Below are 17,498 nucleotides of genomic sequence, written 5' to 3'. Positions count from 1 at the left end.
TTTTATTTCAATTTAAATTAATCCGTTATATTTTCTCATAAACCATTCTATTGCTAAGCTAAGTGCTATAAGTGCAAGAAGGTATTTCCAATCGATTAAAGGTACGATATTTTTACTGCTTTTTTGTATTGGTTTGTAACGTTCGTCTTTTACCAAATCGTTTATTATAGCATTATAATTACTCATTAAGTAGAGCGCTCCATCGCTTTGGTTTGCAATAGTTTTTAATTTTAAAATATCTGCATTTAAAAACTGCTGCTCTACATTATATTCTAAAATTTTAAAATTACCAGATTTAGCAATATTTTCTCTTGTTGCTTTTACTGTAAATGTATATTCTGAGGCTGATAACGTGCTTAAATCTACTTGATAGTTATTGTTCTTTAAAATGAATGGAATTGTTTTAGATGTTTTATTAATTTTATCTGTAACAGTAATGTTTAAACTCTCATTAGCGTCAAACTCATAGTTTTTATTGAAGAATTGAGCAGACATTATTATGTTACTACTGCCTTGATAAAACGATTCGTAATCAAGATTAAGCCTGTTTTTACGCTTGTTAGATGCTAAATATTGAATTAACTTTCCAGTGAAATTATCAAAAGCACTAAAGCTTTGGTTATTAATAAAACTCTGTGCTCTCCATTTCCATATATTTTCTCCAAACAAAACAGCCTCTCTTCTTCCATTAACTTCAAAAGTTGCCAAAAGTGGTTCTTCAGTATCTATTGAACCTATTTTTTTATAAAGAATACTTTCAAAAGGAACAGAAAAAGTAGGTTCTCCGAAATTTGATAGTAAAGGTGGAAACGATTCAAAATCTAAATCATCAACTATAAACGAACTGTAATTTATATTTAGTGTTGGTTGATAATCTTCGGTTTGCGATGTAATATCGTGTTGGTAATTTTCGCTATTTGCATTTAAAAATTTAAAGTCTGTTTTAGGTCCTGCAATTACAAACTTGTTTTTATTCTGAAGTTTTACAGCCTTAAACAAACTATTAAATGTATTGTTTGGATTATACACAATAACTAATTGTAAATCATTTAATTGACTAATTGCTTCTTGAGGTTTTAAGAATACTACTTTACGTTGTTCGTTTGTTTCTATACTCTTTTTTAGCATACCTAAATCTGGATGTAAAACAGAGCTCACAATCGCTACCTTTGTTTTTTCATCAACAACTTCAACCGCAAAATTCTTACTATTATTTGCTTTGTTTTTTTCTGTACTAATAGGAATTAAATTGGCTATATAACTTTTTACACCAACGCTGTTTGCTGGCAAAGTGAAGTTTAAAATTTTAGAATTATCCTTTTCCGAAAAACTTATGTTTTTTGAATACACTGTGCTTTTTCCCGAAGTAACAACAAACTTAGTATTTACATTTTTATCACCATTATAAACCAGAATAGCTTCTACAGGGAATTTGTTTTTTAAAAACGCATACTTATTAACGTTAAGTTGTTTTAATTTTAAATCTGAATAGCGTATGGTATCACCAACAACTATTGGATATATTGGCTGATTGTACTTTTTTGCAGTATATTCGTAATCATTACCATAGGTTTGGTTTCCGTCCGAAATAACTATGGTTGGAGAAACAGTATTTTTATACACTTGGTTTAACTCCTTAAAAACCTTATCTATATTGGTTTGTTTCTCTAAAAACGATAAAGAATCTGAGGTGTTAAGCGTATTCCCAAAGGAAAAAACATCAACATTAAACTTTTCTTTTAATGCAACGTTATCTTTAATACTCTGCACAATTTTAATAACATTTTCTTCTTGATTTAAATGTTTGATTGAATTAGAGTTATCAATGGCTAATACTAAATTTGGCTTTTCGTTATAAACTTTTACCTGCTCGAACTTAGGATTTATAAGCAACAGTAAAACACCAAAAATACTTAAAAAACGTAGAACAGTAAAAATCGCATTCTTTTTAGAATTGCCTTTTGCTTTGTGTTTATATTGGAAAAGCGCTAATAAAAGCGCTATTATTCCTGCAAGTATTATGTATAAGAGAGTTTGTGTTGACAATGTTTTTAGTAGTATTTATAAAATTACTTTTTTAGTGCTTTTTTTATTTTACTATTAATATCTTTAATATGTCTTGACTTTAAATTATAAGAAGACAGCATACCTGCAATATAGTTTCGGTAGACAATTTCTCCTGTTTTAGAATTAATTATATGAACAAATTTTGAAGAGTTTACTCTAACAAACCTAAGATAGTAAAATTCTTCGCCTGCTAGAATACGTTTATCAATTTCGTTTTCATCTTGAAATTCAAATTTATGTTCGTAGTCTTCCATCACTTTTTTAAAACCATCGTTATCCTTTGTGTTTTTCATTTTCCAAGGATTGAACTTGTTTAAATGGTAGTTAGGTATAAACAATGTCTTCTTACCAAGTTTAATTAATTCTGGTAAAAAATCATTTTCATACATCCAATATTCTTCACCTTCTTTTAGTTGGTTATTCACTTTCTGAAAATAATTTTTAAGAAATCCTGACTTATAGTTATAGAAAACGTCCTTACTATATATAGTATCCATAATTACTGAAGATTCTGAACTTAAAGCTATAGGTAAAAAATTATCCTTTGGAAACAAATCTACTCTTGCTAAATTCTCTTTGTTAGAGGATATCGCTTTTCTAAGTTTCTTTTTATACCGCTTACTACTTTTATCTAACTTACTTAAATCTTTTTTTAAACCCTCTGCATCAAGCATAAAAAACTTAATATACAAATACAAATAATGTACTATTGCACCAGATTTCGTTTGTTTCTCTACATGATGTCCTTCTAAATTGGCAAAAGAATATTTATCATCTACATAATCTAGAATATTAAAATCTTTACGGTTTACTAACTTATATGGTGTAACATCCCACGAATCACTCAATAGTTTTTCATAAGTAGAACTATCGATAATATCTGATAAAACAAATATTGTTTCTGTGCCTTTAAGTTTGCCTAAACGACCTTTTGGGAAACTTTTAGATGTTCCAATATGCCTTGGACCAACGCTTACTTGAGCATTGATAGTTAATAGCATAAATAAACATCCTAATAAAATTAATTGTTTTTTCATTTAAAAATAGATTTGAGCAATAATTAAGTTAACATGCCACCATCAACATTCAATGTCTGACCTGTTACATAAGCAGACATATCACTAGCTAAAAACACACAAACATTAGCAATATCTTCTGGAGTTCCACCACGTTTTAATGGTATCGCATTACGCCATGTTTTAACGGTTTCTTCGTCTAACTTTGCAGTCATTTCTGTTTCTATAAAACCTGGCGCGATAACATTACTTCTAATGTTTCTTGAACCTAACTCTAAAGCTACAGATTTAGAAAAACCAATAATACCAGCTTTAGAAGCTGCATAATTTGTTTGTCCTGCATTACCTTTTACACCAACAACAGAACTCATATTAATAATAGAACCTTTACGTTGTTTAAGCATGGTACGCTGTACCGCTTTTGTCATGTTAAAAACAGATTTTAAGTTAACCTCAATTACTTTATCGAAGTCCTCTTCTCCCATTCTCATTAACAAATTATCCTTTGTTATTCCTGCATTATTAATAAGTATATCTATGCTACCAAATTCTGCTAAAACGTCTTCTGCTAACTTTTGAGACTCTTCGAAATTTGCTGCATTACTTTTATATCCTTTTGCTTTAACACCTAAAGTGTTTAATTCTTTTTCTAACGCATTTGCTGCTTCTACTGAAGAACTATATGTAAATGCAACATTTGCACCTTGCTGCGCAAATACTTCAGCTATACCTTTTCCAATACCACGACTAGCTCCTGTAATTATGGCTGTTTTACCTTCTAAAAGTTTCATATAAAAATTAGTTTTATTTAGTATTTCAAATATAGTAATTACTACGTTCTTCAGAATAAAAAACCTCACAAATTAAAGTATTTGTGAGGTTTTAATAATGAATTCTTGTCTATACAAGACTATTAAGATTGCTTACAATCTTACGTCTTGTACTTTTTCGTAATTAAATAAATGATCGACATCCATTTCTTGAACTTCACCTAATTTTTTAAGTGCTTTAAAATCAATATCTTTTTTATTACCAATAACCATAACATTATAATCTTCTCCTTTAATGTTTTGATTGAAGAAATTACGTAAATCTGCCATTGTCATGTTTTGAATAGCATTATACATAGCTTCACGATTATCGTTATCTATTCCTAATTTTTGAAGTCTTTCATAACTCCAGAAAATATTAGATTTAGTAATACGCTGCGCAGCTAATTTCTTTAATGTTGCTTCTTTAGCTGCAGTAAACTGCTCTTCTGCTTCTGGCATATTATTCATTAAATCCATCATTGCTTCAACTGCTTGCGGCATTTTATTAGCTTGAGTTCCAATATAAGCCATAACATAATTAGATTCGTCTTGTTTTTGTGCTGTAGAATAACTAGACCATGCAGAATACGCTAATGACTTAGACTCACGAATTTCTTGAAACACAATTGAAGATAAACCACCTCCAAAATACGTATTAAATAATGTAGAAGCTGCCATGTTTTCTGCCTTAAAAGGTTCTCCTTTTGCTAAAAACATCATTTCACTTTGTACCATATCGTAATCTACAAAATAGACGTTACCTCCTGTTTCTTGCTCGTTATAAGTGGTTGCTTTTGGATAGTCTTCTAATTTTTCTGGCACTTTATGAAACGTATTTAAAGCACTCACTGCTGCATCTACATCTTTACCATAATAGAAAACACGCTGGTTGTATTTTTTTAAATCTTTAGTTATATATACAAGTGTTTGAGGCTCTATTTTCTCTAACTCATTAATAGAAATAATATTTCTTAATCTCGAATTTTCACCATATTTAGCATAATTCATTAAACCAGAACGTAAAATACGACCTTTGCTTGTTTTACTATCTTGTCTTCCTTTTGCTATAGATTCTACATACTTATTGTATGCCTCTTTGTTTGGCACTGCATTTTCCCAAAGGTTCTCTAAAAGTTCTAATCCTTTTGGTAGGTTTTCTTTTAAACCACTTAAACTTACAAAAGTTTGCTCTCCTCCTGTATTAACAGAATAATCGACACCTAATTTATAAAATTCTTTTTTTAAGGCTTCAGCAGAATACTTTTCTGTACCTAAATACTCAAGATAACCAACGGCTAATCCTAATTTCTTGTCACTATCATTTCCCATATCGAAAATAATATTCATAGTAAACAAGTCGTTAGTTTCATTCTCTATATAAGACACCTTTAAGCCATTGCTTGTTTCTTTATTTTTTATAGCTGAAGCATAATCAACATATAAAGGTGCTAAAGGCTTAGACTCCTTAGCATTAAAAGCTTTAATGTAATCTGAAGATTGATCTCTATTTAATTTTACAGGTGTTATGCCTGGATTAGAAACTTTCACAATATTACTATCTTCTCCTTTACGTTTGTAAGTTACTACGTAGTTCTCTTTATAAAAGGTATTTGCAAAATCTACCAATTCTTTTTTAGAAATTTTCTTTAAATCGCTTAAGAAACTTACTTTATCATTCCAATCTACTCTATGAATAAAAGCATCAAAATAAGCTGATGCTAATGCAGTACTATTCTCGTACTGTTGAAGTTGTGATTTTTTAAGGTCGTTAATTACAGCATCAATCATCCAATCTTCAAATTCTCCTTTTTTAAGTTTTTCAATTTGACCTAAAATTAAATCCTTTACTTCATCTAAAGACTGTCCTTCTTTTGGAGAACCCGAAAAACTATGGTAGCCATAATCATTTAAAAACGTTGTATTACAACCAGCTCTTTGCACTAACTGCTGTTGGTTTAAGTTTAAATCTATTAATCCTGCATTTCCATTAGCTAAAATCATGTCGCAAAGTGTTACTAATTTCTCTTCTTTAGAATTAACTGCTGCTGCACGATATGCAATAGATACACTCTCTGAAGTTGGTCCAGAAACCTCTGTAGTTAACACACTTGTTATAGCTTCTTCTTTTGGTAGTGTAGGATGTGTAACTTCTTTACGTTTTAGTTTACCAAAAGTTGCCTCAACTTCTTTAATAGTAGCTTCAAAATCTAAATCTCCAACTAATACCATTGCCATATTATTAGGTACATAATATTTATCGAAATAATTATTAATATCTACTAAAGATGGATTCTTTAAATGCTCTGCTGTACCAATAGTTTTTTGTTGTCCATAAGGATGATTAGGAAATAAACCTTCTAACATTGCTGCGTAACGTTTTCTTCCGTCGTTATCTTGACCTCTATTAAACTCCTCGAAAACAGCTTCTAATTCTGTATGAAACAAACGTAATACTAATTGACTAAAACGCTCTTCTTCTAGTGCTAACCATTTACTAAGTTCGTTAGCAGGTATTTTATTTTTATACACAGTTTCTTCAAACCAAGTATGTGCATTAGTACCTGTTGCACCAAGAGAACTCGTCATCTTATCGTACTCATTGGCTACAGAATAGTTAGAGGCTTCTAAAGATACTTTATCTATTTCACGATACAATTCAAGTTTTTTATCTGGATCTTGCTCTGCTCTGTGTTGCTCGTATAAATCTGAAATTTTATCTAAGTATACTTTTTCTTTTTCATAGTCTATGGTTCCAATTTTGTCTGTACCCTTAAAAACCATGTGCTCAAGATAATGTGCTAAACCTGTAGATTCTTTAGGGTCGTAATTAGATCCTGCTCTAACAGCTATATACGTTTGAATTTTTGGCTCGTCTGTATTTTTACTCATATACACTTTTAAACCATTATCTAATGTATATAAACGTAGTCCTGTTGGATCGTTGTCAACTGTTTCAAAAGAAAATCCGTTAGTATCTTTCTGGCTCTCTACTGCATAAGCCATTGTTTTGTCGTTATCTTTTTTACAACTATAAATTGAAGTTATAAATAAGATGATAACAACTAATCTTAAATTTTTCATTTTTTGGTTTTTTTGATTAATTAATTGTTTGTAAATATTGACCCATTTTAGCATTAATTATTAAAGAATACTAATTCATTAGATCTTGAAACAAGTTCAAGATTAGTTTTATTTTAAAACTAAAAAAGTTCGTTAACTAATTTACAGCCAACGAACTTATTACGTTTATATATTATAAATATTTTAACAGTATTTTACTGTTAAAATATTTATTTGCATGAAATTTTAACCTAAAACTTCTTTTACTTTTTTACCAATTTCTGCGGGAGAGTCAACAACATGAATACCACAATCTCTCATAATAGCCTTTTTAGCCTGAGCTGTGTCATCGCTTCCTCCTACTATTGCTCCAGCGTGACCCATTGTACGACCAGCAGGTGCAGTTTCTCCAGCAATAAAACCAATAATTGGTTTTTTACTACCACTAGCTTTGTACCAATTAGCAGCATCCGCTTCTAATTGACCACCAATTTCACCGATCATTACTACACATTCTGTAGCAGGATCATTAACTAATAACTCTACTGCTTCTTTTGTTGTAGTACCAATAATTGGATCTCCACCAATACCAATAGCAGTTGTTATACCTAAACCTTGTTTTACTACCTGGTCTGCAGCTTCGTAAGTTAATGTTCCAGATTTTGAAACAATACCAACTTTACCTTCCTTAAAAACAAAACCTGGCATAATACCAACTTTAGCTTCTCCTGGTGTAATAACACCTGGACAGTTAGGTCCAATTAACCTACAGTCTTTTCCGCTTATATAATCAGATGCTTTAATCATATCTGCTACAGGAATACCTTCTGTAATACAAATAATTACTTTAATTCCTGCATCTGCTGCTTCCATAATAGCATCTGCTGCGAAAGCAGGTGGTACAAAAATAATTGTTGTATCTGCTCCTACTTTAGTAACAGCTTCTTCTACTGTATTAAAAACTGGTCTATCTAAGTGTGTTTGGCCTCCTTTTCCTGGAGTTACACCACCAACAACATTTGTTCCATACTCAATCATTTGTCCAGCGTGAAAAGTACCTTCACTACCTGTAAAACCTTGAACTATTATTTTTGAATCTTTGTTTACTAATACGCTCATTTGTATTTTTTTTTATTGTAGAACAAAAGTAAGTTTTTGTTACCTCTTTTGTAATTTTTTTTTGGTTTTTTTTTAATAACTATTCACATGTATATTTTTTAATAAAAAAACAAAAAAAAGCTCAAAAATTAATTTGAGCTTTTTTAATAATATTGAAACAGAAACTTAATCTCTTTCTACAACAAATTCTTTTTTAACAAAAATATTGTTGCCTTTTTTCTTCTTAAACCGTTCTACATTATCATAATTTGGTACTACGACCTCTTTACCATCTGTATTAATGAATCCATATTTGTTGTTTTCTAAACTTACTTTAGCCCAACCTTTTCTATATTCATCAAAGTTACTAATACTAGCATAATTAGGCTTTACCACTACACGACCTTCTCTTGAAATAAAACCGTATTTACCGTTAAGCTCAATCATAGCCCAATCTTTTTTAATTAGATCAAACTCACTTATTGTATCGTAAATAGGCTCAATAATTTTTTTACCTGTAGAATCTATAAAGCCGAATAAGTTATTTAGTTTTACCAATGCCCAATCTCTATGAATGCCACCAAATTGCTCGATTACATCATAAATTGGCTCTACTACAATTCTACCAGATTTATCAATAAACCCAGATTTAGCTAATAATGTTATTTTTAATAAGTTTTTATTGTACTCTCCAAATTCGCCCAACTTATCATATTTGATATCAATAATTTGTTCTCCTTCTGCATTAATAAAACCATACTTGTCATTTAACTGAACTTTAGCCCATCCTGTTTTTGTTAAACCGAAATCGCTTATTGAATGATACTTTGGTTTAACGACTTCTACTCCATCGCTATTAAGTATTCCATAAAGGTTTCCTGTTTGAACAATAAGCATGTCGTCTTGTGCAAAAGACGCAAGCATAAAAAGGGATGCTAAAAAAAATAATTTGTTTTTCATAAATTTAATATTGAAATTGTTTTTTGTTTTAACAAAGATAGAGTTAAGTCTATTAAAAGCAAATAAAATCGATGAAATACATATTTTTTTAACATATATCGGTTGAAGTACGATAAAAAAGGTTGAATTATTTTTTTGTATGTTAATTCCTACATCTTGATTTCTGAAAAAGAGGTTAAATTCTCAACACTCTCGTCTAGTTTCTGACTAATTTCAAAACCCTTATAGATCTTACCATCTTTTACTTCCCAAATTGAAATAAAATGCGCAAGCGGCTCTTCTTTTAATGGCCTCTCTATTGTTGTGTAATAAATAGTATATCTGGCAGTAACAGTGTTATCGTCTTCTAATAAATGACTTAATCTGTATGAAAAAGATAAATATGATTCCTTAATACCTTTAAGCATTTCAGAAATTCCGTCTTTATTTAAAGCTGTAAAACCTTGACTACTGTTCCAGTTTAATATAGAGTCGTCATGAAACATATCTATAATATTCTCATCTGTTGCCAAATTAGAATCGTAAAAAGCCTTAACTATTTTTTTAGATGACATTTATTTATTTTTTAGTTGCTCTATAATACTAGGAATTCGCTTTACGTAAGCTAATTCTTTTAATTTAACTCTAGATTCCTCAATTGGAGTACCAAAATAACTCTTTCCTCCAGCAACAGATTTTGTAACACCTGTTTGCCCTAAAATCACAGCTTTTTTTCCAATAGTAATACCACTATTTGTACCTACTTGGCCCCAAATAGTAACTTCATCTTCAATAATACAACAACCTGCAATACCTACTTGAGACGCAATAAGGCATTTTTTACCAATTACAGTATCGTGTCCAACCTGTATTTGATTGTCTAATTTTGAACCCGCTCCAATAATTGTATCTCCAGTTACTCCTTTATCTATAGTGCATAGAGCACCAATATCTACATTATTTTCTATAACTACACGTCCTCCAGATACTAATTGATCGAAACCTTCTGCTCTATTTTTGTAATAGAATGCGCTTGCTCCTAATATAGTACCAGAATGTATGGTTACATTATTACCTATAACAGCATCATCGTAAATAGTAACATTAGCATGAATTACACAATTATCACCAATAATTACATTGTTTCCTATAAAACAATTAGGTTGCAATATTGTGTTTTCTCCTATTTTAGCTGAAGCTGAAACACTAGCATTCGCAGCTTTAAAAGGTTTAAAATGATGTGTTAATTTATTAAAGTCTCGAAAAGGATCATCGCTAATTAATAGCGCTTTACCTTCTGGACAATCTACATCTTTATTAATTAATATAATTGTAGCATTAGACTGTAATGCTTTATCATAATATTTAGGATGATCTACAAAAACAATATCTCCCGATTCTACCACGTGAATTTCATTCATCCCTAAAACCTGAAAATTATCTGCACCAATATAATCACAATCGATTAATTGAGCTATTTGCTTTAATGTATGTGGATTTGGAAATTTCATTTTTAAAGTTTCAGTTTACAGGTCTCAGTTTACAGGTCTCAGTTTACAGTCTTAAAAATATGCAATCAAGTAAAACCGCAAAATGAAGACTTAGCACTGCCTACTCTTTTAACTATTCTTTTACACGTTCTTTATAAGTACCTTTTTCTGTTTCAACTTTAATTTTATCTCCTTCATTAATAAATAACGGAACATTTACTGTTGCTCCTGTTTCTACTGTTGCAGGTTTAGTAGCATTTGTAGCAGTGTTTCCTTTAACTCCTGGCTCAGTTCCTGTTACTTCTAACACCACACTTGCAGGTAATTCTACAGATAAAGGCGCATCATCTTCAGCATTAATTGTTACTGTAACAACTTGACCTTCTTTCATTAGTTCTGGCTTATCTAACGCTGCTTCTATTAATTGAATTTGCGAGTAATCTTCATTATTCATAAAATGATAGAAATCACCATCATTATATAAAAACTGAAATTTATGAGTCTCTACTCTAACATCTTCTAGTTTGTGTCCTGCTGAAAATGTATTATCTAAAACCTTTCCGTTTGTTACACTTTTCATTTTAGTACGAACAAAAGCAGGTCCTTTTCCTGGTTTTACATGTAAAAACTCAACTATTTTGTATATATCATTGTTATACTTAATACACAATCCGTTTCTTATATCTGAAGTACTAGCCATAATTTTCTAATTTAATTTTATTAATTTGATTTGAAGTAACCTTTCATAATACCACGATGAGAATTTTTAATAAACTGAAGAATTTCGTCGCGTTCTGTGGTTGCTTCCATTTCTGCTTCTATAATGCCAGCAGCTTGTGTATTATTATAAGTTTTTTGATATAATATTCTATAAATATCCTGAATCTCTCTAATTTTTTCGGTTGCATAACCTCGTCTTCTTAATCCAACAGAATTAATACCAACATAAGATATAGGTTCACGACCGGCTTTAACAAAAGGTGGCACATCTTTTCTTACTAAAGAACCTCCTGTTACAAAAGCATGATTTCCTACAGAACAAAATTGATGAACAGCAGTCATACCTGCTAAAATAACATAATCACCAATAGTAACATGTCCTGCTAGTGTACTATTATTAGAAAAAATACAGTTATTACCAACAATACAATCGTGGGCAACATGACAATAAGCCATTATTAAACAATTATCTCCGATAACAGTTTTCATTCTATCTGTTGTACCTCTATTAATAGTAACACATTCTCTAATAGTAACGTTGTTTCCTATAATAGTTAAAGTATCTTCCTCGTCGTACTTTAAATCTTGTGGTACTGCAGAAATTACAGAACCAGGGAAAATACTACAGTTTTTACCAATTCGAGCACCTTCCATAATGGTTACATTACTTCCTATCCAAGTTCCTTCTCCTATGGTAACATTATTATATATAGTTGTAAAAGGCTCTATAACTACATTCTTAGCTATTTTTGCTCCTGGATGTACGTATGCTAATGGTTGGTTCATTTTTTGAAATATTATTTTTAGCTGTAAAAATGTATTTGCATTTTAATTTATAAGCTCTAATTACTATTGTAAAGCCTGCTTTGTTAATTCTATTATTATGGTAATAAAATATTATTTTATTTTAGATATTTGCGCCATTAACTCTGCTTCTGCGCATAATTTACCGTTTGCATAAGCATAACCTTGCATGTGGCAAATACCTCTTCTAATTGGTGTTATTAATTCGCACTTAAAAATTAAAGTGTCTCCTGGTACTACTTTTTGCTTGAACTTAACTTTATCCATTTTCATAAAAAATGTTAGGTAATTTTCAGGATCTGGAACAGTACTTAATACTAGAATACCTCCTGTTTGTGCCATAGCTTCTACAATTAAAACACCTGGCATTACTGGTGAACCAGGAAAATGTCCTTTAAAGAACTCTTCGTTCATGGTCACGTTTTTCATACCTACCACCTTAGTGTCTGTAAGTTCAAAAACCTTATCTAATAACAAAAAGGGCTGCCTATGAGGCAACATATCCATTATTTGGTTAACATCCATTAAAGGTGTTTGATTTAAATCTACCTCAGGAAAGTTATTTCGTCTTTCGTTCTTAATTATTCTAGACATTTTCTTGGCAAACTGCGTGTTTACAAAATGTCCTGGCTTATTCGCTATTACTTTTCCACGAATACGCGTTCCTATTAAAGCTAAATCTCCAATAACATCTAATAATTTATGTCTTGCAGCCTCGTTAGGATAATGCAAGGTTAAATTATCAAGAATACCATTAGGCTTTACAGATATTTTATCTTTTTTAAAGGCTACTTGTAGTTTTTCCATTGTGGCTGGTGATAATTCTTTATCAACATATACAATAGCATTGTTTAAATCGCCTCCTTTTATTAATCCATTTTCTAAAAGGGCTTCTAATTCGTGTAAAAAACTAAAAGTACGAGAATCTGCAATGTCCTTTTTAAAATCAGACAAACGGCTAAGCGTAGCGTTTTGGGTTCCTAAAACTTTAGTGCCAAAATCTACCATAGTTGTTACTTGATATTCTTTAGCTGGCATTACTAAAATCTCACTTCCTGTTTCTTCATCTAGATAAGAAATAACATTTTTAACAATATACTCTTCACGAAAAGCATCAAGCTCTACTATTCCTGCATTTTCTATAGCTTCTACAAAGAATTTTGAAGAACCATCCATTATTGGAGGCTCTGAGTTATCTAATTCTATAATTGCATTATCTATATCTAAACCTGTAAATGCAGCCAATACATGCTCGCATGTTTGTATGGTTACTCCATTTTTCTCTAAACATGTACCACGTTGCGTGTTTGTTACATAGTTTGCATCTGCTTCTATTACAGGACTGCCTTCTAAATCTATACGTTTAAAAGCAAATCCAGAATTTGCTGGAGCAGGTTTAAAAGTTAAAGTTACATCTTTTCCAGTGTGTAAACCAACACCTTTTAAAGAGATCTCTTTGTCTATTGTTTTCTGTTTAATTTCCGAATTAACTATTGCCATTTACTTTTTTTTCTAATTCGTTTATAGTTTTAATTATTCCTGGTAAGTTTTTAAAATGCACATAAGATTTTACATAATTACCATAATCTATTGCTGGAGAACCATAGAGTTTTTCGCCATCTTTAACACGATGACCTATTCCTGTTTGCGCTTGTACTCTAACATTGTTACCAATAGTTAGATGTCCTGCTATACCAACTTGACCACCTATTAAGCAATTTTCGCCCATTTTTGTAGATCCAGCAATTCCTGTTTGTGCAGCAATTACTGTGTTTTTACCAATTTCTACATTATGTGCAATTTGTATCTGGTTATCTAATTTTACGCCTTGTCTAATAATAGTAGAACCCAATGTAGCTCTATCTATTGTTGTTGCAGAGCCAATATCTACATAATCTTCAATAATAACATTACCTGTTTGTGGTACTTTTTGGAACGCTCCATTTTTGTCTGGTGCAAATCCAAAACCATCTGCTCCTATTATTGTCCCACTATTTATAATACAGTGTTTCCCTATTTCTGTTTCAGAATATAATTTAGCACCTGCATAAATGGTAGTATTATCACCAATAGTAACATTGTCTCCTATATATACTTGCGGATAAATTTTAACATTATCGCCAAGTTTTACGTTTTCGCCTAAATAAGAAAATGCGCCTAAATAAACATTTTCGCCATATGTTGCCGTTTCTGAAGCGTAACTAGGCTGCTCTATACCTACCTTATTATTTTTTACTTGATTGTAATATTCTAAAAGTTTTGAAAAAGACTTATAAGCATCGTCCACTTTAATTAAAGTAGCCGATATTTCTTGTTCTGGTTCAAAATCTCTATTCACAATTGCAATAGTTGCTTTTGTGCTATATATAAAAGGAGTGTATTTAGGATTGGCTAAAAAGGTTAAAGCACCTTCTACACCTTCTTCTATTTTTGATAATTTAGAAACTTCTACTTGTGGATCTCCAACAATGTCACCTTCTAAAATATCAGCTATTTGTTCTGCTGTAAATTTCATCTCTCGCAAAAATAGAAAAAATGTATCATATATTATAGGTTGTTTAAAGGTAGTTTGCTGCTATTAGACTGAAACACTTGTTATCAAAGCGATAGATAGCTGTTTTAGTTGTTTAAAATTCAATTGTATTACAGAAACTAATACTAAGGTTTTGGATAACATATATAATATTTTGTTACTGGCTTCGCTAGTGCTTTAAGGTTTAATTGGTCGCTAGCTTTAACTATATCTTCAATCTTTCCGTTTTTGTGTAAAATATTAATACCTTGTTTCTTTCTGGTATAAGCTTGGTTTGATATTTTTCCAGTAAACACAAAATAATCGGCTTCTGTTTCAGAAATAGAATACTTTTCTATTAATTCGTTTTTATGTTGCAATAATAAAGAAGGCTTAATCTCTTTTTTCTTAATTTTAACCTTAAGCAAATCACGATTAATAATCATTTGGCAAAGGTTTTTTAATACAAAATCATCATGATATTGCCATGCTTTCATTGCTGAAACAATATCATAATCATCTAATTTAGAAAACGTTTCTAAACTTTCGCTATTAAAATCTCCTAAGGTTATTTCTTCATTTAAAAAATATTGTAGTGGTTTACTAGCACTTAAAATTTCTCCTCTTTTTGTTAATTCTTTAGCACGTTTTAATACTCTAATTAATAGTTGTTCTGCTGTTAAACTTGTTTTGTGCAAGTACACTTGCCAATACATTAGGCGTCTAGCCACCAAGAATTTTTCAATACTATAAATACCTTTATCCTCTACAACTAATTTATTATCCTTTACATTAAGCATGGTAATTAGGCGTTCGCTATTAATATTACCTTCGGCAACACCTGTATAAAAACTATCGCGCTTAAGGTAATCTGCTCTATCCATATCTATTTGGCTAGAAATAAGCTCGCACATAAATTGGCGTGGATATTCGCCTTTAAACATTTTAATAGCCAACGTTAAATCGTTGTTAAATTCTGTATTTAGTTTTTCCATTAGAAGCATAGAAATATGCTCGTGAGAAATTCCATTTACAATACTATGCTCCATAGCATGAGAAAATGGTCCATGACCAATATCATGCAGTAAAATAGCAATATAAAGGGCGTTTTTCTCTTCTTCACTAATTTCAACACCTTTAAAACGAAGCACTTGTACTGCCTTTTGCATTAAATGCATGCAACCTATTGCATGGTGAAAACGCGTGTGGTGAGCACCTGGATAAACCAAGTAACTCATGCCCATTTGTGTAATGCGACGCAGCCTTTGAAAATAGCGATGTTCTATTAAATCGAAAATTAAAGAATTAGGGATTGTAATAAATCCGTAAATTGGGTCGTTTAATATTTTAAGTTTGTTACTTTTCTGCAAACTGATAATTTTTTACTGATTTTAGATAAACAAATATACATGGATAAAATAAAAATACTTTGGGTTGACGATGAAATCGATTTACTAAAACCACATATTATTTTTTTAGAGCAAAAAAACTACAGCGTTACTAAGTGTAATAGTGGTACAGAAGCGCTAGAAATTTTAGAAGATACCAAATTTGACATTGTATTTTTAGACGAAAACATGCCTGGACTTACAGGTTTAGAAACCTTACATGAAATAAAAGAAAAGCAAGACACATTGCCTGTGGTAATGATTACCAAAAGTGAGGAAGAATATATAATGGAAGAAGCAATTGGCAATAAAATTGCCGATTACCTTATAAAACCAGTAAACCCAAATCAGATTTTACTGAGTTTAAAGAAAAATTTGGACCATTCGCGATTGGTGTCAGAAAAAACAACCTCTAATTACCAGCAAGAGTTTAGAAAAATTGCTATGGATATGGCTATGGTTAATAGCTACGAAGAATGGGTTGCACTCTACCAAAAGCTTATTTACTGGGAAATGCAACTAGAAGATATTGAAGACTCTGGTATGTTCGAGATTTTAGAATCGCAAAAAAACGAAGCTAACCTCCAGTTTGGAAAATTTATAGATAAGGAATATCCTACTTGGTTTGAACCTAATGTAGATGCACCAACATTGTCTTATAACCTATTTAAAGACAAAATAGCTCCAGAATTAAGCAAAGAGCAACCTACACTTTTAGTGGTTGTAGATAATTTACGTTACGACCAATGGAAGGCTTTCGAACCTTTTGTATCTAAACACTATAAAAAAGAAAAAGAAAGCGCGTTTTTTAGCATCCTTCCTACTGCTACACAATACGCTAGAAATGCTATTTTCTCTGGTTTAATGCCTAGTGATATGGAAAAACTACATCCAGAGTATTGGAAAAACGATACAGACGAAGGTGGTAAAAATATGCATGAAAACGATTTTTTAACAGCACAAATGAAACGTTTAGGGCTTTCTAACTACAAACACGAATACTATAAAATTACCAATCTTAAAAATGGTAAAAAATTAGCAGATAATTTTAAAGGCACTAAAGACAACGATTTAACAGTTGTGGTTTACAACTTTGTAGATATGTTATCGCACTCTAAAACAGAAATGGATGTTGTTAAAGAATTAGCATCTAACGATAAAGCATATCGCTCATTAACACAGAGTTGGTTTAAAAACTCTCCTTTATTAGAGATGATACAGCAAGCGCAACAAATGGGCTTTAAACTAATTATTACTACAGATCATGGTACTATTAATGTAAAAAACCCATCTAAAGTTGTTGGAGATCGCGATACTAGTTTAAACTTACGTTATAAAACAGGTCGTAGTTTAAGTTACGAGAACAAAGATGTTTTGGCTGCAAAAGATCCTAAAACAATACTTCTGCCTTCTATGTCCATGAATAGCTCTTTTATTTTTGCTAAAAGTGATTTGTTTTTTGCTTATCCTAATAATTACAATCATTATGTAAGTTATTATAGAAACACTTACCAACATGGTGGTGTGTCGTTAGAAGAAATGATTATTCCTTTTGTGGTTTTAAACCCGAAGTAACAGTTTTTGTAAATTAT

At 30.9% G+C, this 17,498-nt stretch carries 14 protein-coding genes; 1 reads left to right on the top strand and 13 read right to left on the bottom strand.

The window, feature by feature from the left end:
• Positions 1-12: 12 nt before the first annotated feature.
• From Q0C58_RS05230 to Q0C58_RS05170, 13 genes are all read right to left on the bottom strand, one after another.
• Positions 13-2,046 carry a VWA domain-containing protein gene (locus tag Q0C58_RS05230; RefSeq protein ID WP_290698420.1) on the bottom strand — a complete coding sequence of 678 codons (2,034 nt, stop codon included), beginning with the start codon at positions 2,044-2,046 and terminating at the stop codon, positions 13-15.
• A gap of 23 nt (positions 2,047-2,069) precedes the next feature.
• Positions 2,070-3,104, bottom strand: coding sequence for a hypothetical protein (locus Q0C58_RS05225; RefSeq protein ID WP_290698417.1), 1,035 nt, complete (start codon positions 3,102-3,104; stop codon positions 2,070-2,072).
• A gap of 23 nt (positions 3,105-3,127) precedes the next feature.
• Entirely contained in the window at positions 3,128-3,874 is a 747-nt protein-coding gene (gene fabG, locus Q0C58_RS05220; RefSeq protein WP_290698414.1) for a 3-oxoacyl-[acyl-carrier-protein] reductase, read from the bottom strand.
• Between the two features lie 132 nt (positions 3,875-4,006).
• Positions 4,007-6,976 carry a M16 family metallopeptidase gene (locus Q0C58_RS05215; protein WP_290698411.1) on the bottom strand — a complete coding sequence of 990 codons (2,970 nt, stop codon included), beginning with the start codon at positions 6,974-6,976 and terminating at the stop codon, positions 4,007-4,009.
• Between the two features lie 225 nt (positions 6,977-7,201).
• A complete protein-coding gene (gene sucD / locus Q0C58_RS05210) occupies positions 7,202-8,074 on the bottom strand; it encodes a succinate--CoA ligase subunit alpha (protein ID WP_290698408.1) in 873 nt (290 codons plus the stop codon).
• A gap of 165 nt (positions 8,075-8,239) precedes the next feature.
• Entirely contained in the window at positions 8,240-9,013 is a 774-nt protein-coding gene (locus Q0C58_RS05205) for a WG repeat-containing protein (protein WP_290698405.1), read from the bottom strand.
• Between the two features lie 149 nt (positions 9,014-9,162).
• Positions 9,163-9,567, bottom strand: coding sequence for a nuclear transport factor 2 family protein (locus Q0C58_RS05200; RefSeq protein WP_290698402.1), 405 nt, complete (start codon positions 9,565-9,567; stop codon positions 9,163-9,165).
• Positions 9,568-10,503 (bottom strand): UDP-3-O-(3-hydroxymyristoyl)glucosamine N-acyltransferase, encoded by a 936-nt coding sequence (locus tag Q0C58_RS05195; protein ID WP_290698399.1) that lies wholly within the window; start codon positions 10,501-10,503, stop codon positions 9,568-9,570.
• 112 nt (positions 10,504-10,615) lie between these two features.
• Positions 10,616-11,182: an elongation factor P gene (efp, locus tag Q0C58_RS05190; protein ID WP_290698396.1), complete on the bottom strand. Its 567-nt coding sequence runs from the start codon at positions 11,180-11,182 to the stop codon at positions 10,616-10,618.
• Between the two features lie 20 nt (positions 11,183-11,202).
• Positions 11,203-11,988 carry an acyl-ACP--UDP-N-acetylglucosamine O-acyltransferase gene (lpxA, locus tag Q0C58_RS05185; protein WP_290698393.1) on the bottom strand — a complete coding sequence of 262 codons (786 nt, stop codon included), beginning with the start codon at positions 11,986-11,988 and terminating at the stop codon, positions 11,203-11,205.
• A 111-nt stretch (positions 11,989-12,099) separates the two neighbouring features.
• The gene (locus Q0C58_RS05180; protein ID WP_290698390.1) at positions 12,100-13,506 is read right to left on the bottom strand and encodes a bifunctional UDP-3-O-[3-hydroxymyristoyl] N-acetylglucosamine deacetylase/3-hydroxyacyl-ACP dehydratase; all 1,407 of its coding nucleotides are present in this window, start codon (positions 13,504-13,506) and stop codon (positions 12,100-12,102) included.
• Positions 13,493-14,521, bottom strand: coding sequence for a UDP-3-O-(3-hydroxymyristoyl)glucosamine N-acyltransferase (lpxD, locus tag Q0C58_RS05175; RefSeq protein ID WP_290698387.1), 1,029 nt, complete (start codon positions 14,519-14,521; stop codon positions 13,493-13,495). Before lpxD ends, Q0C58_RS05180 begins: the two co-directional genes overlap by 14 nt.
• Positions 14,522-14,664: 143 nt before the next feature.
• Complete coding sequence (locus Q0C58_RS05170; protein ID WP_290698384.1) at positions 14,665-15,888, bottom strand: HD domain-containing protein; 1,224 nt, start codon at positions 15,886-15,888, stop codon at positions 14,665-14,667.
• Positions 15,889-15,927: 39 nt separating this feature from the next.
• Between Q0C58_RS05170 and Q0C58_RS05165 the strand changes: the two genes are divergently transcribed.
• Complete coding sequence (locus tag Q0C58_RS05165) at positions 15,928-17,481, top strand: bifunctional response regulator/alkaline phosphatase family protein (RefSeq protein ID WP_290698381.1); 1,554 nt, start codon at positions 15,928-15,930, stop codon at positions 17,479-17,481.
• Positions 17,482-17,498 lie beyond the last annotated feature (17 nt).

This window comes from Lacinutrix sp., from assembly GCF_023299985.1.
Taxonomy (GTDB): Bacteria; Bacteroidota; Bacteroidia; order Flavobacteriales; family Flavobacteriaceae; genus Lacinutrix.
The sequence above is the reverse complement of the archived record's forward strand: the minus strand, read 5'-3'. Positions and strand labels throughout refer to the sequence as shown.